The organism is Proteiniphilum sp. LBM24028, assembly GCF_056629195.1.
Window position 1 is genome coordinate 3,019,047 of record NZ_CM152817.1, and the last position, 20,935, is coordinate 3,039,981.

15 protein-coding genes and 1 pseudogene are annotated in these 20,935 nt (G+C 42.8%); 13 read left to right on the plus strand and 3 right to left on the minus strand.

The features are described 5' to 3' along the window. Entirely contained in the window at positions 1-1,149 is a 1,149-nt protein-coding gene (locus AC1HCU_RS12160; protein ID WP_349681122.1) for a COG1470 family protein, read from the minus strand. A gap of 517 nt (positions 1,150-1,666) precedes the next feature. Between AC1HCU_RS12160 and AC1HCU_RS12165 the strand changes: the two genes are divergently transcribed. The 10 genes from AC1HCU_RS12165 to AC1HCU_RS12210 all read left to right on the plus strand — a co-directional run bounded on the left by AC1HCU_RS12165 (position 1,667) and on the right by AC1HCU_RS12210 (position 18,366). Next, a complete protein-coding gene (locus AC1HCU_RS12165; protein ID WP_480366325.1) occupies positions 1,667-2,896 on the plus strand; it encodes an IS4 family transposase in 1,230 nt (409 codons plus the stop codon). A 169-nt stretch (positions 2,897-3,065) separates the two neighbouring features. Then, a complete protein-coding gene (locus tag AC1HCU_RS12170; RefSeq protein WP_480366327.1) occupies positions 3,066-3,686 on the plus strand; it encodes an RNA polymerase sigma factor in 621 nt (206 codons plus the stop codon). 124 nt (positions 3,687-3,810) lie between these two features. Beyond that, positions 3,811-5,001 (plus strand): FecR family protein, encoded by a 1,191-nt coding sequence (locus AC1HCU_RS12175; protein WP_480366329.1) that lies wholly within the window; start codon positions 3,811-3,813, stop codon positions 4,999-5,001. 195 nt (positions 5,002-5,196) lie between these two features. Beyond that, positions 5,197-8,592: a TonB-dependent receptor gene (locus AC1HCU_RS12180; protein WP_480366331.1), complete on the plus strand. Its 3,396-nt coding sequence runs from the start codon at positions 5,197-5,199 to the stop codon at positions 8,590-8,592. Positions 8,593-8,605: 13 nt separating this feature from the next. Beyond that, positions 8,606-10,543, plus strand: a complete 1,938-nt coding sequence (locus tag AC1HCU_RS12185; RefSeq protein WP_480366333.1) for a RagB/SusD family nutrient uptake outer membrane protein — start codon at positions 8,606-8,608, stop codon at positions 10,541-10,543. A 38-nt stretch (positions 10,544-10,581) separates the two neighbouring features. Beyond that, complete coding sequence (locus AC1HCU_RS12190; protein ID WP_480366335.1) at positions 10,582-11,928, plus strand: DUF5126 domain-containing protein; 1,347 nt, start codon at positions 10,582-10,584, stop codon at positions 11,926-11,928. Positions 11,929-12,084: 156 nt separating this feature from the next. Next, a complete protein-coding gene (locus AC1HCU_RS12195) occupies positions 12,085-13,194 on the plus strand; it encodes a glycoside hydrolase family 88/105 protein (protein ID WP_480366337.1) in 1,110 nt (369 codons plus the stop codon). 6 nt (positions 13,195-13,200) lie between these two features. Beyond that, the gene (locus AC1HCU_RS12200; RefSeq protein WP_480366339.1) at positions 13,201-15,486 is read left to right on the plus strand and encodes a GH92 family glycosyl hydrolase; all 2,286 of its coding nucleotides are present in this window, start codon (positions 13,201-13,203) and stop codon (positions 15,484-15,486) included. A 31-nt stretch (positions 15,487-15,517) separates the two neighbouring features. Beyond that, positions 15,518-17,251, plus strand: a complete 1,734-nt coding sequence (locus AC1HCU_RS12205) for a hypothetical protein (protein WP_480366341.1) — start codon at positions 15,518-15,520, stop codon at positions 17,249-17,251. A gap of 221 nt (positions 17,252-17,472) precedes the next feature. After that, positions 17,473-18,366, plus strand: a complete 894-nt coding sequence (locus AC1HCU_RS12210; RefSeq protein ID WP_480366343.1) for an IS4 family transposase — start codon at positions 17,473-17,475, stop codon at positions 18,364-18,366. A 14-nt stretch (positions 18,367-18,380) separates the two neighbouring features. On the opposite strand, the gene AC1HCU_RS12215 is transcribed toward AC1HCU_RS12210, so the two are convergent. Together AC1HCU_RS12215 and AC1HCU_RS12220 are read right to left on the minus strand one after the other, a co-directional pair. Then, positions 18,381-18,809, minus strand: coding sequence for a hypothetical protein (locus AC1HCU_RS12215; RefSeq protein ID WP_480366345.1), 429 nt, complete (start codon positions 18,807-18,809; stop codon positions 18,381-18,383). A gap of 11 nt (positions 18,810-18,820) precedes the next feature. Further along, entirely contained in the window at positions 18,821-19,354 is a 534-nt protein-coding gene (locus AC1HCU_RS12220) for a cupin domain-containing protein (protein ID WP_286861418.1), read from the minus strand. Between the two features lie 234 nt (positions 19,355-19,588). Here AC1HCU_RS12220 and AC1HCU_RS12225 point away from each other — a divergent pair, with 234 nt between their 5' ends. The 3 genes and pseudogenes from AC1HCU_RS12225 to AC1HCU_RS12235 all read left to right on the plus strand — a co-directional run. Continuing rightward, positions 19,589-20,002, plus strand: a complete 414-nt coding sequence (locus tag AC1HCU_RS12225) for a DUF6157 family protein (RefSeq protein WP_286861415.1) — start codon at positions 19,589-19,591, stop codon at positions 20,000-20,002. An 18-nt stretch (positions 20,003-20,020) separates the two neighbouring features. Then, positions 20,021-20,515 carry a VOC family protein gene (locus AC1HCU_RS12230; protein WP_286861413.1) on the plus strand — a complete coding sequence of 165 codons (495 nt, stop codon included), beginning with the start codon at positions 20,021-20,023 and terminating at the stop codon, positions 20,513-20,515. 61 nt (positions 20,516-20,576) lie between these two features. After that, a pseudogene (locus tag AC1HCU_RS12235) lies at positions 20,577-20,915 on the plus strand (glycoside hydrolase family 92 protein); the annotation flags it as partial. Between the last annotated feature and the right edge of the window lie 20 nt (positions 20,916-20,935).

Below are 20,935 nucleotides of genomic sequence, written 5' to 3' on the forward strand. Positions count from 1 at the left end.
TTACCTCCTTCCATATTTACGAAACAGCCAATAAACAGTACCAATCGCACTAAGGATGATCAGTATGCCGAGCCAGCCCCAGAGCAGGGGTGTCCTGACCGACATGCGAAACGAAGCATCAGCATTAATCTCGGGGGTCTGTGCAGTGAGGTTAATGACATAGTCGCCCGGGATAGCTTTCCCGTAAGCCTTCACCTCTGCCCTTATCTGAGTACTCTCACCCGCGGCAATAAAGGGGATGGTGTCTGGTGTAAAGGTTACCTCCCAGCCCCGGGGCTTGACAGCAGTCATACGGACGCTGTTCAGGTCGGTAGAGCCGCTGTTGCGCACCATCAGTTCCAGGTTCCTACGCCTGCCGGCGGTGATTTTCTCACTGAGGCGACCGTCGGGGGTGGTCAGCTCAACGCCGTAACTTCCCGAGATATCGGCCTCCAGCTCCAGTCGTGCTGAGGAGGAGCCGGTGGTAGCCATCACCGGAATGGTATATTTTCCTGCCTTTACATTGTAGGGTGGCTTGATCTCCACGGATATATCCTTGCTTTGCCCGGGCTCAATCTCCACCGAAGAGGCCTGCTGATAGTTGGGTTTGAAAACCACCGTCCAGCCACGTGGTGCATGGGAAGTGAGTGCGTAAAGCTGCTTTTCTCCGGTCTGGTTCTCCAGTTTGGTTTTATAGTTAAAGTTTGAGGTGGCATGTCCCTGCATGTTACCCTGATCAGCGGTGAACTCTGTCTTCACCGTCCCCTTCTCGGAAACCTCGATGGTGATGGGCAGCACAGCGTGGTTCCGAGCGAGCACCCGAAAGGTATAACTTCCCTTGTCTATATCATAAGGCAGCTCAACCTTGAGATTAAGTGTTTTCTTCTCTCCCGGCAGGACCGAGATACGACGGGCGCTCCAGCCGCCCGAACGAAGCGTATATGACCATGTTTCAGGAATTCCATCCACGGTGACCTCCGCCGTGGCGATAGATGCTCCGTTATTGATCAGGTCAATGGAGTAATCGATGGTTTCTCCCGGCGGGACAGTGATTTCCGGGTAGGGTGTGTACAGACGTAGTGACTGTGCGGTTACAGTAAGGCTGCCAGATAGCATAACCAGTAAGAATGGCAGAAAAATTCGGGTCAAAATCTGCTTGCGATTTAACATAAATAATCCTCCTTTCAATGTTCACAAAAAATCAAATAATAAACTTTTAATTGTTGTATATAAAAAACTGCCGGTCACTTTCAGCAAAATGATATCCTGGATCAGACCTGCTTTTTCATTCCGGTGAAGGCCGGCATAGTAAAAAGGGATAAGGTTTCTCCCTGACACAAAATTAAAAAAATTGATTTTTATTTGTCAAGTTCTTGACATAATTTAACGCTAACAATGATTGTGTCCGGATCTGAAAACAGAACCGGAAAGGGTTTCGAACAAGAAGATACTAATCTGTAAACAATCAGGCAGGTTTTCGTTAATAGAAATGAGAGCTTGCCGTTCTTTTTAACAGTACAAAAAAGAGACCGACTCAATTTTGAGACATTTACCCTTACAGTATTAATATATTCTTACACTACTGACCGACTAAAAAAAAGAAGATGATGAAGAAAAAATAGGGACTTAACCGAAGTCTCGTCCCTAAGTTGTAAATTTGGAATTGACAAAAACTAAATTTCCAACCATGGGCAAAGATAATTCAAAAAAATTAGTCGGTCAGCCTCTTTTGAAACAAATCATAAAAATGTTGCCAAGAGATGAATTTGACCTTTTGGTGGCGAAGTACGGTAGCGACCGTTACTACAAAACATTTTTTTCATGGGAACAGCTCATAGTGATGCTTTTCGGCATTTTCTCACGCTGCGACTCCATGGGTGAGGTCTGCGACGGGATGCGGGCCCTGGGCGGTAAGCTGAACCATCTGGGCATGGATGTGGCTCCCGCAAAGAGCACGGCCGGTGACGCTTTGCGCGACCGAGACGAGGAGCTTTTCAGGCTGTATTATTTCTCCCTGATCGCTTATTTTCGTCCGCTTTTGTCGGTCAGCCGGAAAAAAGATGTCAGTTTTGAGGAGTTTTACGCGTTCGACTCCACCACTGTGAGCCTTTTCTCACAAGTGATGAAAGGTGTGGGTCGCAACCCCAAGGATGACGGCAAGAAAAAAGGCGGACTGAAAGTGCATATGCTGACCGACGTACACACTGAAACTGCAATTTTCGCCAAGATCAGCGAGGCGAAGATGCATGACAAGAAGTTCCTGGCGCATTTGAATCCCGGTAAAGGAAGTATGCTGGTCTTTGACAAGGCATATAATTACTACCTGCAATTTGCCGAATGGACACGGGAAGGCGTTAATTTTGTTTGCCGATTGAAAGACAACGCCAAAGCGCAAGTTCAGGAGGTCTTGTTCGAGAGGCAACTCTCCAAAGAGGAGTTTGGCGTTTACAAGGTAGAGCACATCCATTTGGATTACAAGGAGGACAAGCGGATCAAAACGCTTTGCCTGCGGCTGGTCCATTACAAGGACGAGAAGAACAGGAGATACAAGTTCATCACCAACAATTGGGAGATAACGCCCGAAGAAGTCGCCTTGATTTATAAATATCGTTGGACTATCGAGCTGACCTTCAAGAAGTTGAAGCAGAACTTTCAATTACGCTTCTTCTACTCGGACACGGAGAACGGGATAAAGACGCAGGTTTGGTGCACGCTTATAGCACACTTGCTGCTGCAAGTCATCCAAGCGGTTAACGAAAGCGGGAAAGCGTTCTCGACGATTGCCGCGCTGATAAGGATACACTTGATAAGCCATTTGGAGTTGGCTTGGGTGGTGACCGAGGGCAGGCGGGCATATACTAAACGGGCAAAAAGCCGGAACAAAAGCCCCACGGGCATACAACTGTCGTTGTTTTAACGGGGGGGTAGGTTTTTTGAAAACAGCAAATAAAATTATAATGAAATAAATATCAAATAATTGCAAAATAATATCGACGAGATTTAGGTTTTGTCGGTTAATAGTGAAAAAAAATCATTAATAATGCAAAAATTACTATATTTGTGTTGGAGAGTAAAAACCAATGCATATGAATAAAGAACAGGAAACCTCATTTTCACCCTCAAACAGGCAAGAAAATCATCTTTGGATTGATTTTATTAACGGAGATGATAAAAGTTTCGAACTGATTTACAAGAAGTATGTCGGGGTTCTTTTTCGTTATGGCATTCAATTCACTCAAGACGAAGATATTGTAAAAGATGCTATACATGATGTTTTCGTCCGCATATATAAGAATCGTACACAATTGAAGAAAGAGGTTAATATCAAATTCTATCTTTTCACCGCTCTCAAAAACAGTCTGTATAACACATTCAAACGCGAAATGGTATTCGAGAAACTCGAAGAACAGGAATTATATAATATATTAGACCATTCAGATGAAAACAAAGCGTTGTCAAGTCTGGAACAGGAATCGACAAGAAAAGTAATCCTGCAACTAATGAACCAACTGACGGACCGGCAACGCGAAGTCATTTATCATCGCTTCATAGAAGAACTCTCTATGGAAGAGATAGGCGTTCTGATGCAGATGAATACTCAGTCCGTACAAAATCTCATTCAGCGCTCATTAAGAAAAATGCGCGAAAGCCGACTACCTCTTCCTCTTTCTATTTCATTGCTATACAAAATCATAGAGACTGCATAATCTATTCCCATACCACCACTTTCTCACTTTTCATAAAAAAAATCACTTAGGGTGAGTATGTTTTCTTCTACCAATTGTATTCTGTATGTTACCTTGTAAACACAAGGAAAGGATTAAAGAATACATGAATTATAAAGGTTATACATATAAAAAACTATTGCAAGATGATTTTTTCCTGGAATCACAGCTCACTCCAACGGATGAAAGTATTCGTTTCTGGAATACTATCATAGAGAATGACGAGGCATTAGCTTCTGAAATCAACCGGGCACAGGAAATTATTTGCAGAATACCTTTCCGAAAAAAAGAAATTTCAGCAAATGCACAAGATGAATTACTAAATAGAATTAATCAAAGCATTGAGGTTACTAAAAAGGAAAAGAACAAAAAGCATTTATGGATCACTGTATCGGCAGCAGCAAGTATTGCATTATTCTGTATATTTGGCTGGACCTACTACAATGATTTCTACTCAAATGATAATTTAATGGCCATTGAAGAAGTAGCAAAGCCCACCCGGTTTCCCTCAGAAGTACAACTCATACGAAGTGACAACAACGAGATGACTATCCAAGGAGAAGAATCCGTCATTCAGTATGATGAAAAAGGTACGCTTTCTATCAATTCCGAGAAAGTGGCTTCTAAAGAAAATGACAAACCGGGAAAAAAGCAATCGAAATTCAATCAGTTAATCGTACCACCATGCAAACGTTCATTCTTGGCACTTTCAGACGGAACCAATATATGGGTAAGTGCCAATAGCCGTGTCGTTTATCCGGAATCTTTTGTAGACGATAAGCGGGAAATTTTTGTAGAGGGAGAAGTATATCTGGAAGTATCACCGGACAAGAAAAGGCCATTTATTGTAAAAACAAATCAGTTGGATGTAAATGTGTTGGGAACAAGTTTCAATGTATCCGCTTATGAAGGAGACAGTAATACGGCAGTAGTACTTGTTAGTGGAAAAGTAAACATTCATACCAAAAATAATCTGGAGGCAACGCTCGCACCAAGTGATATGCTTTGCTTTGAATCCGGTAGGATTTCCCAAAGTAAAGTCAACACAGAAAATTACACCTCCTGGCGTTATGGTACTTATATTTTTGATAACGAAGAGTTTTCTAATATATTAAACAAACTATCCAAATATTACGGTCGGAAAATAGTATGGACAAAAGGAGTTGAAAAACTTCACGGATCGGGAACACTCAATTTAAAAGATGATATATTTAAACTGCTAAAAGGTCTGGAAGCTGCAGCACCAATAACCTTTACTCCAAAAAGTGATGAAATATTTGTAGATGTCAAACCCTAAAAAATAAATTTATGATAACTTAGAAAAGCACGATAACCCTAAAAAAACCGGATGATACTGCAATATCATCCGGCTGTAGATTTCAAATAACTGAACTGACTGCAACCAGTCCAATTTTATTCAAACAAAAATCATTGTAAATGTATGAAAAACAGATGTATAATTGGCAAAAACAGATGCCGCTTAAATAAATTTATGAAAATCGGTCTGATAACTTTCTTAGCTACCACGTGCATAATCATCGACTCATTTGCAAACAGTAGCTATGCCCAGGCAACACTGATTTCTATAGATGTTGAAAACACGACTTTAAAAGAAGTATTCAGAGAAATAGAAAGAAACAGTGAATTTGTAATTTTTCACTTAGAAGAAGACGTAGATTCCAATAGAAAAGTATCCTTAAAAGTCAAGAACCAGACAGTAGACAAAGTTCTTGACAAAGTATTGGCAAAGACCAATAATTCTTATCTGATAGACGACAAACAAATATTTATTACTAAAAAGGAGGAAATGGCTTCTCCGGATATTCAGGCCGTCGCTCAACAAAAGGTTACCGTGAAAGGAGTGGTAACAGATATAAACGGCGAAACGTTACCCGGTGCTACCGTTGTAGTAGAAGGTACTCCCAGGGGAGCTATTACAGATATTGACGGTACTTACACTATCGACGTAAATAAGAATGAGAAACTTACTTTTTCTTATCTTGGAATGGCGAGCCAGACAATTGCTGTCGGAGATAAAAAGATTATCAATGTAACACTGAAAGAAAAGGAAGATATGCTGGATGAAGTAACAATCGTTGCTTTTGGAAAGCAAAAAAAGGAGAGTGTAATCTCCTCCATTCAGACAGTACATGTCAATGACCTGAGAGTTCCCTCCAGTAATCTGACAACAGCCCTTGCAGGACGTATAGCCGGAGTCATTTCTTATCAGACGAGTGGTGAACCGGGACAGGACAATGCAGAATTCTTTATCCGTGGTGTAACTTCTTTTGGCACAGGAAAGGTAGACCCGCTTATCCTGATTGACAATGTGGAAGTATCTTCCAATGACCTGTCACGACTACATCCGGACGATATTCAAAGTTTCTCTATCCTGAAAGATGCTACGGCAACTGCTTTGTACGGTGCTCGCGGTGCAAACGGTGTAATCCTCGTTACAACCAAAGAAGGAAAAGAAGGAAAAGTAAAAGTCTCCTTCCGTGTAGAAAATTCCTCTTCTTCACCCACCACGAAAATAGAGATGGCAGACCCCATCACTTATATGCGGCTTGCCAACGAAGCGGTAATCGCCCGAAATCCCCTGGCTCCGGTACCTTACTCAAACAGCAAAATCGATAATACCATCCGCGGAACAAATGAATATGCGTATCCGTCAGTAGACTGGATGAAGATGCTGACCAAAAACGTAGCCATCAATCAAAGAGCCAATCTGAATATTTCGGGAGGTGGCAAAGTAGCCCGGTATTACATTGCAGGTTCCTTTTCTCAGGACAATGGTATTCTGAAAGTAGACAAGCGCAACAACTTTAATAATAATATCGATCTGAAAAAGTATCTGATCCGTTCTAATATAAACATCAAACTAACTAAAACAACTGAAGCAATCGTTCGTGTACACGGTACTTTCGATGATTATTCGGGTCCTATCAGAGGAGGTAGCCAAATGTACAGGGATATTCTGAATGTAAGCCCCGTACGTTTTCCTGCTTATTTCGAACCGGATAAAACCTATGCCGGTACTACACATATCCTGTTTGGTGGTAATGAGGGTGTGTCATATATGAATCCCTATGCCGAACTGGTAAAGGGTTACAAGCAGGAAAGCAAAACAGTAATGATGGCCCAGATGGAATTGAAACAGGATTTTGGAAAATGGGTAAAAGGGTTGGGAGGACGCTTGTTGGGTAATACAACCCGTACTTCCGGTTTTGATGTGACAAGAGCATACAGCCCGTTCTACTATGAATCAACCTATGACAGACTCACAGATAGTTATACCCTGACAGAACTAAATCCGGACACTGGTGCAGAATATCTCAGCTATAATCCGGGAACGAACACGGTTTCCAGTTCATTCTATGGAGAAGCTTCTCTTACTTACAATCGCGATTTTAAAAAGAATGCAGTAAGTGGTATGTTAGTAGCCATTGCGCGTAACTCGCTGACAGGTAATGCTTCTACTCTTTCCGCGTCTTTACAAAAAAGAAACCTGGGATTATCAGGACGTTTTACCTACGCATACGACTCCCGTTACATGGCAGAGTTCAACTTTGGATATAATGGCTCGGAGAAGTTTGACAAGGGCCACCGCTGGGGATTTTTTCCTTCATTCGGACTTGGATGGTCTATCTCCAATGAAGACTTTTGGACAGACAATCTGAAAAAAGTTGTATCCAAACTCAAATTACGTGCCACATACGGTCTGGTAGGTAATGACGAAATCGGAAAGCAGCGTTTCTTCTATCTTTCACAAGTAACCATAGGTGGCGGAGATAGCTTCAGTACCGGATACGAATTTAACGGAAGAACCCGTCAAGGTGTAAAAATCAGTAATTATCCCAACTCCGAGATCGGATGGGAAATAGCTTACAAAACAAACCTCGGTGTTGAACTCGGACTGTTTGACGGAAAGGTAGATATTATGGCAGACTTTTTCAAAGAACACCGTACCAACATTCTCCAGACCAGAGAAGATTTATCCACTTCAATGGGATTATGGGCTACTCCGGATGTAAATGTGGGAGAAGCGAATGGCAAAGGTGTCGATATATCAATTGATTACAACCACTCTTTCCATAAAGACTTGTGGATGGTAGGACGAGCCAACTTTACATATGCCAAATCTACCTACCGCGCCTATGAAGAACCTGATTTTAGTGCCATTCCCTGGAAATCCAAAATAGGTATGCCTATCTCACAAAAATGGGGATATGTGGACGAAAGACTTTTCATTGATGATGCAGATGTACAGAACTCTCCCCGGCAGGATTTCGGTGAATATCTGCCAGGCGACATCAAATACAAAGACATCAACAATGACGGTGTTATCAATGAAATAGATATGGTACCCATCGGGTATCCTACCACACCGGAAATCAACTACGGATTCGGACTTTCCTTCGGATATAAGAACTTCGACCTCTCCGTATTCTTTCAAGGCTCCGGCCGCTCCTCATTCTGGATAGACGCTGATAAAATGTCTCCATTCGATCAGTCCACTGCCAGCGGAAGAGTGATTGAAACCGGATTGGCCAAATTCATTGCAGACGACCATTGGTCATTGACCTCCCAGAACCCCAAAGCATACTGGCCAAGGTTATCAAACACGCTTATTGCCAACAACAACCAACGCAGTACTCAATTTATGCAGGACGGTAGTTTTCTTCGCTTTAAAAGTGCGGAAATAGGTTATACACTTCCCAAGAGTTTTACGAACAAGATGAGGCTGGCTACCTGCCGCTTCTATGCAAGCGGTACCAACTTGCTATTATTCAGTAAGTTCAAACTTTGGGATGTAGAAATGGGTGGTAATGGGTTAGGCTATCCTATCCAGCGCGTTATTAACTTAGGACTCAATCTTTCATTCTAAAAACACATACATTATGAAAACATATCTGACGATTTTTAAAACCTTTATCCTGATACTCTGCATTTCATTGGCATCCTGTCAGGAATATTTAAATGTAGTTCCGGACAATATCCCCACAGTAGATCATGCATTCAAAAACCGGCACGAAGCAGAAGGATTCCTTTATGGCTGCTTTTCCTTCCTCCCTTCATTTGCCGATGCCGGTTCCAATCCGGCACTTCTTGGTGGAGACGAAGTATGGTATATTGATCCTGTAACCGGCATGAGCCCTCGCCTTTGGTACATTGCCCGTGGTGACCAGGGTACCAATGCTCCTTTGGCAAACTATTGGGGCAGCAAACAGAATGGCGATGATCTGAAAGGAGGTAAAGCAATATTCACAGCATTGAGCGATTGCAATATCTTTCTTGAAAACATCCACAAACCTTATGATCTGACAGAAGAAGAACGGACCAGATGGGTTGCAGAAGTAAAATTCTTAAAAGCATTCTATCATTTCTGGCTCTTCCGCATGTACGGACCTATCCCATTAATTAAAGAAAACCTGCCTATCAGTTCCACATCCGAAGAAGTACAAAGATACCGGGAACCGGTAGACGAAGTAGTGAGCTATATCGCATCCTTACTGGACGAAGCTGCCAGTGATCTACCGCTACAGATAGAAGATCTGATGAATGACCTGGGAAGACCTACCCAACCGATGGCACTGGCTGTAAAAGCACAACTCCTTACGTTAGCTGCCAGTCCGCTCTTCAATGGCAATCCCGACTATGCGGACATTACCGACAACAGAGGAATTCATCTTTTCCCGCAAAGTTACAGTGCAGACAAGTGGAAAACAGCCGCAGATGCACTCAAAACCGCCATTGATGTAGCACATGAAGCCGGTCATGATTTATTTGACTTCAAGCAGACAAACTATGCAAGCAAACTGAATGAGAAAACCATCTTAGCCATGCAAGTGAGAGGAGCTGCCACAGAAAGATGGAACAAAGAAATCATCTGGGGCGATTCCAACTCAAATACAGACAACCTGCAACGTGCCTGCCATCCCCTCTTCATGAGCGGACAAGGTACAGGCGGTTTACGAAAAAGCTATGCTCCTCCTTTGAGAATAGTCGAACAGTTTTATACAGAAAATGGAGTACCTATCGAAGAAGATAAAGACTGGGTAGGAATAGATCCAATGGGAATAAAAACAGCATCCGCCAGTGATAAGCTGTATATCCAGGAAGGATTTGAGACAATCAATCTTCATTTCAAAAGAGAAGCCCGTTTCTATGGTTCAATCATTTTCGATGGCGGCACATTCTATGGTAACAGCCGAATCACGACAGATAATAACCTTTGGGTTACTCAACTGAAGTATGGGAAGATCAGTGGAGGTAATACCCCTTCAGACAGACATTCCAGCACCGGCTACCTATGCAAGAAAATGATCCATTACTTATCGTCCGTACCTGATAATAGCGACCAGTTTACCCAACACAGATACGCTTTCCCCATTATACGCCTGGCCGATCTTTACTTAATGTATGCTGAAGCATTGAATGAATGGAAAGCAACCCCGGATCAGGATGTATACGAATACATCGATAAAGTGAGAGCAAGAACCGGATTGGAAGGCGTGGTAACAAGCTGGCAGAAACATTCACTGACTCCGGACAAACCGAAAAACAAAGAAGGAATGAGAGAAATTATACGCAGGGAACGTATGAACGAGCTGGCTTTCGAAGGTGTTCGCTTTTGGGACCTAAAACGATGGAAACTGGCAGAAACATACCTCAATAAGCCGATACGTGGCCTGAATATTATGGGCGAAACAGCACAGGATTTCTATCAGGAGAAAACTGTCTTTCAATTGAAATATGCAAAGAAGGATTACCTGTGGCCAATCAAACAAAGCGTTTTATTAAGAAACAAAAACTTGGTACAAAACTTAAACTGGTAATTGTAAACAGATTAGTAACAGTTTAACAATAAAACAAAATGAAAAAAAATTATATAGCATACATATTGTTAACGGCTTCTCTGATGTGGAGCTGTTCGGAAATAAAAGACTGGCAGGATGAAAAAGACAATATTCCTCCTAAAAGTGTAACAAACGTAGCAGTAGAAAATATAAACGGTGGTGCAATAATCACCTATAAACTACCTGATGACCCCGATCTTCTGGCTGTAAAAGCAGTGTACTACTACAAAAAAGGAGAAGACCTGAAAGAGGCATATTCATCTACATACAATAATACGATTTCACTGGAAGGATTTCCCGATGTAAACGAACGTACCGTGCAACTATTTGCCATTGATAAAAGTATGAATCTCTCCGAGCCTGTAGAAGTACAAATCAAACCTCTCCTTCCTCCGGTAGAAATGATTCGTAAATCACTAAAAGTGAATCCTACCTTCGGTGGAGTTTATATGTTATGGGAGAATACACAGGAGGATGAAATATCCATCACTCTATATAGAAAAGATGCTAAAGGTGACATGGCATTCTATGATGCTTATTACAGTAAAGCCAAAGAGGGCAAATATGCGTTCAGAGGATTGGAAAATGCGGAACAGGAATTCTATTTCGAGATTAAAGACAAATGGGGAAATTATTCAGCTCCGCTGGATACCGTACTGACTCCTTTATTTGAAGAAGAGATAGTTGGACGTAACCAAAGTGGCGATATCTGGCAAAGATGGGGATGGGACGATAAATCTTGCATTTACAGGGGTGACATCGTAGGACAAGAAACCGCTGCCAACCGTCAGTTCCGCCTGATTCATGATGGTAACACCTGGAATAATTCTACCTGGTGGCATACCAAGGGCAACAAGTTATCCGACTTTATCGACTGGCCTGAAGCCGAATATACAGTAATGCCCATTTACTTCACCATTGATATGGGCAAAAAAGCCTCTTATAGCCGGCTCAGGTATTGGATGAGAAGCCGTAACCCTATCTTCTCAGCACAAACAATGACGAGTTTCGAAGTATGGGGTACCAACAATCCCAAACCTCTCAACCAGATAGGAGACGGAAGTAAAGAAGATAACCTGAAATACTGGACGGAATGGCCGGAAGTAAACGGTACGGATGAGTGGAAGAACGATTGGGAAAAACTGGCAGATTTCAAACTGACTTTACCCTCAGGAGCTACAGACCCCAATTTATTGACGAATGAAGATATCGAATTTGTAAAAGCTGGCTTTGAAGTAGAAATGGACCCGCAATACGCTAATAAACCTTTCCGTTACATCCGTTTCGTAATTCGTGAATGCAGGGAACCCAGTGCTCAGATTCAGCTAAGTGAACTTAAATTCTGGGGAGCGTATCAAGAATAATTATAAAGAAGTATACAAAACCGAAGATTGACTGAAACGCAGATTAACTCGAATCCCCGCACAGTAAATAAACGGAAGAGCCGTCTTTCTAATCTGCACGAATTTGTGTTAATTTGCGTTTTATTGAACTCATTCATTTCTTATATATCAAAGTAAATGTCGACAAAAGCCCTGTATATCATTATCTTTACTATATTTGCGTCAACCTCTGTGGCGCAAAATAGGATGCTGAAGAAATTTCCCGAAGGTTACACTCCGGAAGAGGTAGGAATCAAGGTTGCCAACCGCTTCTTATCCGGTAAACACATGCTACATGGTGGCAAATGGATACATTATGCCGAAGTATGTACCTGGTACGGAGCAGTGCGTTTTGCCAGCGAAAGCAAGAACAAAGAGTTATCCAGGCAGTTACAAGAGCGTTTTGACTATCTGTGTACAGCAGAAAAAGATTTCCTGCCTATTAAAAATCATGTCGATTTGAATATGTTCGGATGTCTTCCTCTGGAACTCTATCAGATAACAAAAAAGATACAATACCTGGATTTGGGAATTTCTTATGCCGATACACAATGGGAACTACCTGCGGAAGCCTCAGCCGAAGAAAAAAGGTGGGCCGACAAAGGACTTAGCTGGCAAACCCGCTTGTGGATAGATGATATGTATATGATAACCATCTTGCAATCGCAAGCCTACAGAGCAACGGGCAACCGGAAATACATCGACCGGACCGCACGTTCAATGGCCGTCTACCTGGACGAATTACAACGTCCTAACGGGCTGTTTTATCATGCCCCGGATGTCCCTTTCCTTTGGGGAAGAGGCAATGGATGGATGGCAGCAGGTATGGCAGAACTTTTGAAAGTATTGCCCAAAGACAACCCGGATCGTCCGCGTATCCTACAGGGGTATCTCGATATGATGAAAAGTTTAAAACAATATCAGGCAGAAAACGGTATGTGGAACCAGTTGATAGACGCTCCCGATTGCTGGAACGAGACTTCCGGAACGGCGATGTTTACCTACGCCATGATCACAGGCGTAAAGCAAGGCTGGCTGAAAGCCCGGGAATATGCTCCTGCAGTCCGTAAAGCATGGCTATCACTGGTATCTTATATCAATGAAAACGGAGATGTAACAGAGGTATGTTCGGGCACCAATAAGAGAAATAACCGGCAATACTATTATGACCGCCCCAAAAAAACAGGAGATTATCATGGACAGGCACCCGTACTGTGGTGCGCTTTCGCATTAATGGAAAACAAATAAATAGGTATGAAATTATATTTAAGTTTATTATGTACACTACTGCTATCCGGCTGTTCTATGACGCGGAATGAGAAATATGCAGACTACGTTAACCCCCTCATTGGTACAGACATACAAAGACATGCACGAGGTGACAAAGCACCCTCAGAAGAGAAAGGACAAACCATGCCGGCAGTCGGTGTCCCCAACGGAATGACCAACTGGGTACCACAAACACTGGAAGGAGAACATAAATGCAATCCCCCTTATTATTATTACCACGACGAAATACAAGGATTCCGTGCCAGCCATTGGATCAGTGGCTCATGCACACAAGATTATGGCAGCGTAACAATAATGCCTGTCACCGGTGAATTAAAAACAAATGCCAGAGAGCGCGCTTCCCAATTTAGCCATGATGAAGAAACGGCAAAGCCTTACTATTATCAGGTGATGCTGAAAGATTACCTGATTCATGCCGAACTTACAGGTTTGTCTCACACAGGAATCATGCGTTTTAGTTTTCAATCGGATAAAGATCGTTATATCATTATAGAACCCAATAGTGACAAGCAACAGGGGTATTTAAAAATTGATACAAAGAGCAGGGAAGTAACAGGCTATAATCCCGCCTACAGAATCTATCAGGGAAGTGGAAAGAGTGCCGGATTCAGCGGATATTTCGTCATCCGGTTTGAAGAAGACTTCGACTCCTTCGGAACATGGAAAGACAATGAAATTACAACGGGAGAAACAGAAATAAAAGGGAACAAAAACAGGGTAGGGGCCTGGATTAAACTCGCTCCTGAAAAAGGGAACAGCATACAGGTAAAAGTAGGCACCTCTTTCACCAGTATTGAAAATGCCCGAAAAAATCTGGAAGCAGAGATTCCCGGATGGAACTTCGATAAAGTAAAGAAACAGTCGGCAGCTAATTGGGAGAAAGCACTGAGCCAGATAGCTGTAAAGAGTAGCGATGAGAAGAAAAAGACTCAATTTTATACCGCTCTTTACAATACACGTATGTTGCCCCGTACTTTCAGTGATGTGGAAGGTTATTATCCCGGTTTCTCCGAAAACTACACCATCCATCAAGCCAAAGATTTCACCTATTATTGCGATTTCTCCATGTGGGATATCTACAGAGCCGTGTTACCTCTCTACTCCATTCTTAGCCCGTCCCTCACAGGAGATTTTTCTAAATCTTTCATTGTAAAAGGGCAACAAGGCGGGTGGCTACCTATCTTTCCGCTATGGAATAATTATACGGCAGCCATGATCGGCGATCACGGAATAGCCATGATGGGGGATGCCATCCTGAAAGAGGTTCCGGGATTCGACTATGAGGAAGCCTATCGGCTCATGCATAAAAATGCATTTGAAGTCAATACAGACCGAAAAAGTTATGTAGAAGGTAAAGGACGCCGGGGGCTGGAATCCTATCTTCAATACAACTATATCCCATTGGAAGACAATGTATGGGATGCATTCCATAAGAGAGAACAAGTATCCAGAACACTGGAATACGCCTATGATGACTTCGTTCTGGCACAAGTAGCCAGGAAATTAGGAAAAACAGATGACTACAGAACATTAATGAAAAGAGCCATGAACTATAAAAACGTGATCGACCCGGAAACCGGTTATGCACGCGGACGTTATGCAAACGGAGAATGGATCGAACCTTTTGAATTCGATAAATTTGTAGATTATATATGCGAAGGAACACCTTACCATTACACATGGTATGTTCCCCACGATGTGAACGGACTGATGAAACATATCGGCAAAGAACGTTTCCGGACACGTCTCGACACTTTCTTTGAAAAAGATTACTACTGGCACGGCAATGAGCCGGGACATCATATTCCCTACCTTTTTGCTTTAGCTGGTGAAGCCTGGAAAACTCAGAAATGGGTACACAACATATTGAATAGAGAATATTATCCTACGCCCGATGGGCTGAGCGGTAACGACGATGCCGGACAAATGTCCGCATGGTTAGTGTTCAGTATGGTTGGATTTTATCCGGTATGTCCCGGTATGCCTTATTACGTCATTGGCAGTCCGGGCTTTGAAGAGAGTATCATCACGCTGGAGAATGGAAAGAAATTCAAGGTAGAGGCCAAAGGATATACAGAGGAAAACATCTATATCCAGTCGGCAACCTTGAACGGACAGCCTTACAACAAATGCTATATCCTGCATAAAGACATACTGAAAGGGGGTACTCTATCTTTCGTCATGGGAAATACTCCCAACAAGCAATGGGCATCCGGTGCCGATGCAATGCCTTACTTTACAACAGAATAAGACACAATTAATATAAATACAAATCAAAATTGTGAAGAAGTGGATATTAGGAGGGATAGGGCTCTGTATGTTTCTGCCTATCCTGGCACAACAAATTCAAAAAGAGGGATATCTGGTAATGGACATGGTACATCACAACCCCGGGGATGCCATGACAAAGAGTGTTTTCCGCAAACCGGAGAAGTTAGCCTCTTTTGGTATGAATGGCATGGTTATCAATGAGTTTAAGTTCCCGCAATGTGCCGTCAGTTTCTCAAAATTCGACAAGCGTATTTTTCCGAAAGGATCAGAAGAAAAAGCATGGATCGAAACACTGACAAAAGAAATCAGAACACAGATCAAAACGTGCCACGAGAACGGTTTACAAGCGTTCTATTTCACTGATATCATTGTATTACCCCAAAAGTTAGTTGAACTCTATAAAGACGAGATTTGTGACGAGGATGGAAAAATATCTTTCGAGAAACCCAAAACTTGGGAGATTCACCGGATCATGCTGAAAGAATTATTCGAGCGTTTCCCGGAGATGGACGGATTGGTGATCCGTACCGGAGAGACTTATACCCACAACATTCCGTATCACATAGGAAACGGCCCGGTAGACTATAAAAACAGATATGATAAAAGTATTGGGATACATGCCCGGCTAATGAATCTGCTCAGAGAAGAGGTATGTGTAAAAAGAAATAAGAAGATTATATACCGTACGTGGGATTTTGGTTTCTTCCATGTCCGCCCGGATTATTACTTAGCCGTTACCGAACAAGTAGCACCACATCCCAATCTCTATATGGCTATCAAGCATACCAATGGAGACTATTTCCGGACTTTCCATTTCAACAAAACAATCACACTGGGCAAGCACAAACAAGTAGTGGAGGTACAATGCCAGCGTGAGTATGAAGGAAAAGGAGCTTATCCGAACTATGTGGCAAATGCCGTAATCAATGGTTTTGAAGAGACAAAGCAGGATGCTTCTCCCCGTTGCCTGAACGATGTGAAAGATAATCCATTGTTCTATGGCGTATGGACCTGGTCGAGAGGTGGAGGCTGGTACGGTCCTTACATCTCCAATGAACTTTGGTGTGACCTCAATACCTACGTGATGAGCCAATGGGCCCTGAATCCTAACCGCACAGAAGAAGATATTTTCAATGAATATGCACTGAAAATTGGTATATCCCAAGAGACTCTCCCATTCTTCCGCCGTCTGTGTATGCTGACCCCTGATGCTATTATCCGGGGAAGAGGTTCACTCCTGCACTCCGTCAATGTGACCTGGACACGCGACCATTATCTGGGAGGAATCAACCAGTTAAAAAGAATCTTCGATGAAATCTTAAAGAAAAACATAGTCGACGAGTCATTGTACGAAATGAAACTTTCCGTAGCACTTTGGGAGGATATAGTAGAATTATCCGAAAAGATACAATGCAACGACAAAGCCATCGAACAGTATATCAAAACCTCTTCTCTATATGGACTTTGGCTTCACAGAATTATGGAACAAGGCTGGATTGTCATGCTTAAAGGATATCAGGGTGAGCAAACAGGTATATATGATAAAACAGCAATTAAACTCGCACTCGAAAAATACGATCACTCATGGAATGAGTATCGCCAACTGAAAGAAAATAACGGGGATTGCGCCACACTCTATTATGATCAATACGTTAAATTCAATGTGGGTGGTGATCGTACTAAAATCGGATTTGTAGATGGTATGGGAGCAACCGTTAATAAGTATCGCGCAATGATAGAATAACAGAGATTCAAATTAACATTATTAACAGAGTCTCTTAACTACCATTGTTAAGCACTACTGACCGACTAAAAAAAGAAGATGATGAAGAAAAAATAGGGACTTAACCGAAGTCTCGTCCCTAAGTTGTAAATTTGGAATTGACAAAAACTAAATTTCCAACCATGGGCAAAGATAATTCAAAAAAATTAGTCGGTCAGCCTCTTTTGAAACAAATCATAAAAATGTTGCCAAGAGATGAATTTGACCTTTTGGTGGCGAAGTACGGTAGCGACCGTTACTACAAAACATTTTTTTCATGGGAACAGCTCATAGTGATGCTTTTCGGCATTTTCTCACGCTGCGACTCCATGGGTGAGGTCTGCGACGGGATGCGGGCTCTGGGCGGTAAGCTGAACCATCTGGGCATGGATGTGGCTCCCGCAAAGAGCATGGCCGGTGACGCTTTGCGCGACCGAGACGAGGAGCTTTTCAGGCTGTATTATTTCTCCCTGATCGCTTATTTTCGTCCGCTTTTGTCGGTCAGCCGGAAAAAAGATGTCAGTTTTGAGGAGTTTTACGCGTTCGACTCCACCACTGTGAGCCTTTTCTCACAAGTGATGAAAGGTGTGGGTCGCAACCCCAAGGATGACGGCAAGAAAAAAGGCGGACTGAAAGTGCATATGCTGACCGACGTACACACTGAAACTGCAATTTTCGCCAAGATCAGCGAGGCGAAGATGCATGACAAGAAGTTCCTGGCGCATTTGAATCCCGGTAAAGGAAGTATGCTGGTCTTTGACAAGGCATATAATTACTACCTGCAATTTGCCGAATGGACACGGGAAGGCGTTAATTTTGTTTGCCGATTGAAAGACAACGCCAAAGCGCAAGTTCAGGAGGTCTTGTTCGAGAGGCAACTCTCCAAAGAGGAGTTTGGCGTTTACAAGGTAGAGCACATCCATTTGGATTACAAGGAGGACAAGCGGATCAAAACGCTTTGCCTGCGGCTGGTCCATTACAAGGACGAGAAGAACAGGAGATACAAGTTCATCACCAACAATTGGGAGATAACGCCCGAAGAAGTCGCCTTGATTTATAAATATCGTTGGACTATCGAGCTGACCTTCAAAAGTTGAAGCAGAACTTTCAATTACGCTTCTTCTACTCGGACACGGAGAACGGGATAAAGACGCAGGTTTGGTGCACGCTGATAGCACACTTGCTGCTGCAAGTCATCCAAGCGGTTAACGAAAGCGGGAAAGCGTTCTCGACGATTGCCGCGCTGATAAGGATACACTTGATAAGCCATTTGGAGTTGGCTTGGGTGGTGACCGAGGGCAGGCGGGCATATACTAAACGGGCAAAAAGCCGGAACAAAAGTCCTACGGGCATACAACTGTCGTTGTTTTAACGGGGGGGTAGGTTTTTTGAAAACAGCAAATAAAATTATAATGAAATAAATATCAAATAATTGCAAAATAATATCGACGAGATTTAGGTTTTGTCGGTTAATAGTGATATTCTTACAAATAAGTGTATATTTGACAAGAGAGTTGTAGTGAACTAAATCTTGAAACAACCTCATTTTATTTAATGGTCGTGATCGTGTAAAATTCCCTCTTCACGGGTTTTGTGCACGGTACCATGCGGATGTTCCACAGGTGTATAGATAGAATAAAGCTTCAGCGGCACATCGGAATCATTGCGTAAGTTATGCCACTTGCCTGCCGGAATAAAAATTGCAAAATCATCCTCTACCCGCTGTTGAAAGTCGAGGTTCTCTTCACTGTCACCCATCATCACAATACCGCTCCCTTGTTCCACTCGGAGGAACTGATCGGTAGTGGTATGCAGTTCCAACCCGATATCCTCACCCGGCTGCAGGGTCATTACCGTCATCTGCATCAGGCTGCCGGTCCATATGGCGGTGCGGAAGGTTTCATTCTGCAGGGTATACTGCTCAATGTCAATCACAAGCGGCTCGGGACCAAAATCACGGAACTCAACCGTCCTTGCACTATCAGCAGGCACCTCTGCCGGCTGACTTTCCTCACTTTGAGGGCGCACACAGGATACCGACATCAGCATCGCCGCCAATCCAAAAAATAACACTTTTCTCTTCATAAACTTTTCTTTACAAAACTATTTGGTTGATAAACAAAGATATAAAAATTTATAACAACCAGCAAGTGAATCCGATGAAATAAAAACAAGAGACAACATATATCGTAGCTTGGTTTGGATTTGCAATATCAATGATAAGAGATCAGAATTTGCGACGCCCGAGAATGATCCTTTTCGTGGTCAAGTTTGTTATATCTTTAATCGAATCAATTGTAATCAATCCAGAAGATCAATATGCATACTACCAACTATTTTGATACATTTATCGAAGTTTCTTTAGATACAAAAGTCAGGGAGGGAACTCCCCCTCCTTCCAGAGATAAGAAGACAGTAGCAGAAATAGAGTATGAACTGATTATTGAAAATCCCTACAAGTACAATTCCGACGAAATCCTCTTTCGTGTATATGCAGAGAGGAACAATATACCCAGGGAAGAACAGGAACAGGCGCGGAAACAATTCTTTTCCACGGGACAGCCCTGCTTTCGCGCATCACCACTAGCCAAGAGCTATGGATATGGTATCCATTGCAATAGTGAGGGAAAAGTGGCCATTTATGGAATAGAGACTGCGGCATATCAAAATTTTTTGGCAGATACAAAAATCAAAAAAGTGAAGGCGATGAAATTGTCAAGAGAATGGAAATAAAAGAAAAAATTATATCCTATGAGCAAATATGTTATACCATCACAGGTACGTATCGGACATATTCACCTAAAGGTGTCGGATCTGAATCGTGCCCTTTCATTTTATCATGATCTACTGGGCTTTGAGGTCACCATGATGTACGGTAAGCAGGCAGCCTTCCTCTCCGCCGGCGGATATCACCACCATATCGGACTGAACACCTGGCACAGCGAGGGAATGTCCGAGGCACCACTGAAGAGTGTGGGACTCTACCATACCGCTATCGCCTATCCCACCCGTCGCGACCTGGCGTTAATCCTGAAGCGGCTACTCGAGGCTGATTACCCGCTCAGTGGAGCGAGCGACCACGGCGTGTCTGAAGCGATCTACCTGAACGACCCAGACGGCAATGGCGTAGAACTTTACTGGGATAAGCCTAAGGATGAGTGGCCGGTCGAGGCCGACGGCTCATTAAACATGTTCACCAAAGCTCTCAACGTGCGTGATCTGTTGCACGAGGCGGAGGACCTGTAAATCAAAATTTTGAATATTTCTCGATCTCTACAAAAATAATTGTAGCCTTCTCTTTTTTCTTATAGGATGCAGGCAACAGTTAAGTGTAACCGCGAGTGACCCCTTAGACTACGGTAATCCCTATATGGGTAATATCAGCCATCTTCTGGTGCCTGCTTATCCCACAGTACATCTACCCAACAATATGCTCCGTGTATATCCCGTGCGGAATGATTTTACCGGAGATGTTTTGTCAGGTCCCTCTATTGTTGTAACCAGCTACCGCGGCAGCTCTGCTTTCAGTTTAAGTCCTTACGGCGGAAATATGGAAGGTTTGCAGCCTGTCGTACAATACAGTTATGACAACGAAAAAATCACCCCATACAGTTACTCGGTGTACCTCGACGACTATGGTATAGATGGTATCGCTGAAAAAGTGCG

What these genes read in the sequence shown, in the direction of transcription:
- AC1HCU_RS12160 (WP_349681122.1), bottom strand. Translation starts at nt 1,149, where the DNA reads ATGTTAAATCGCAAGCAGATTTTGACCCGAATTTTTCTGCCATTCTTA.
- AC1HCU_RS12165 (WP_480366325.1), top strand. Translation starts at nt 1,667, where the DNA reads ATGGGCAAAGATAATTCAAAAAAATTAGTCGGTCAGCCTCTTTTGAAA.
- AC1HCU_RS12170 (WP_480366327.1), top strand. Translation starts at nt 3,066, where the DNA reads ATGAATAAAGAACAGGAAACCTCATTTTCACCCTCAAACAGGCAAGAA.
- AC1HCU_RS12175 (WP_480366329.1), top strand. Translation starts at nt 3,811, where the DNA reads ATGAATTATAAAGGTTATACATATAAAAAACTATTGCAAGATGATTTT.
- AC1HCU_RS12180 (WP_480366331.1), top strand. Translation starts at nt 5,197, where the DNA reads ATGAAAATCGGTCTGATAACTTTCTTAGCTACCACGTGCATAATCATC.
- AC1HCU_RS12185 (WP_480366333.1), top strand. Translation starts at nt 8,606, where the DNA reads ATGAAAACATATCTGACGATTTTTAAAACCTTTATCCTGATACTCTGC.
- AC1HCU_RS12190 (WP_480366335.1), top strand. Translation starts at nt 10,582, where the DNA reads ATGAAAAAAAATTATATAGCATACATATTGTTAACGGCTTCTCTGATG.
- AC1HCU_RS12195 (WP_480366337.1), top strand. Translation starts at nt 12,085, where the DNA reads ATGTCGACAAAAGCCCTGTATATCATTATCTTTACTATATTTGCGTCA.
- AC1HCU_RS12200 (WP_480366339.1), top strand. Translation starts at nt 13,201, where the DNA reads ATGAAATTATATTTAAGTTTATTATGTACACTACTGCTATCCGGCTGT.
- AC1HCU_RS12210 (WP_480366343.1), top strand. Translation starts at nt 17,473, where the DNA reads ATGTTGCCAAGAGATGAATTTGACCTTTTGGTGGCGAAGTACGGTAGC.
- AC1HCU_RS12220 (WP_286861418.1), bottom strand. Translation starts at nt 19,354, where the DNA reads ATGAAGAGAAAAGTGTTATTTTTTGGATTGGCGGCGATGCTGATGTCG.
- AC1HCU_RS12225 (WP_286861415.1), top strand. Translation starts at nt 19,589, where the DNA reads ATGCATACTACCAACTATTTTGATACATTTATCGAAGTTTCTTTAGAT.
- AC1HCU_RS12230 (WP_286861413.1), top strand. Translation starts at nt 20,021, where the DNA reads ATGAGCAAATATGTTATACCATCACAGGTACGTATCGGACATATTCAC.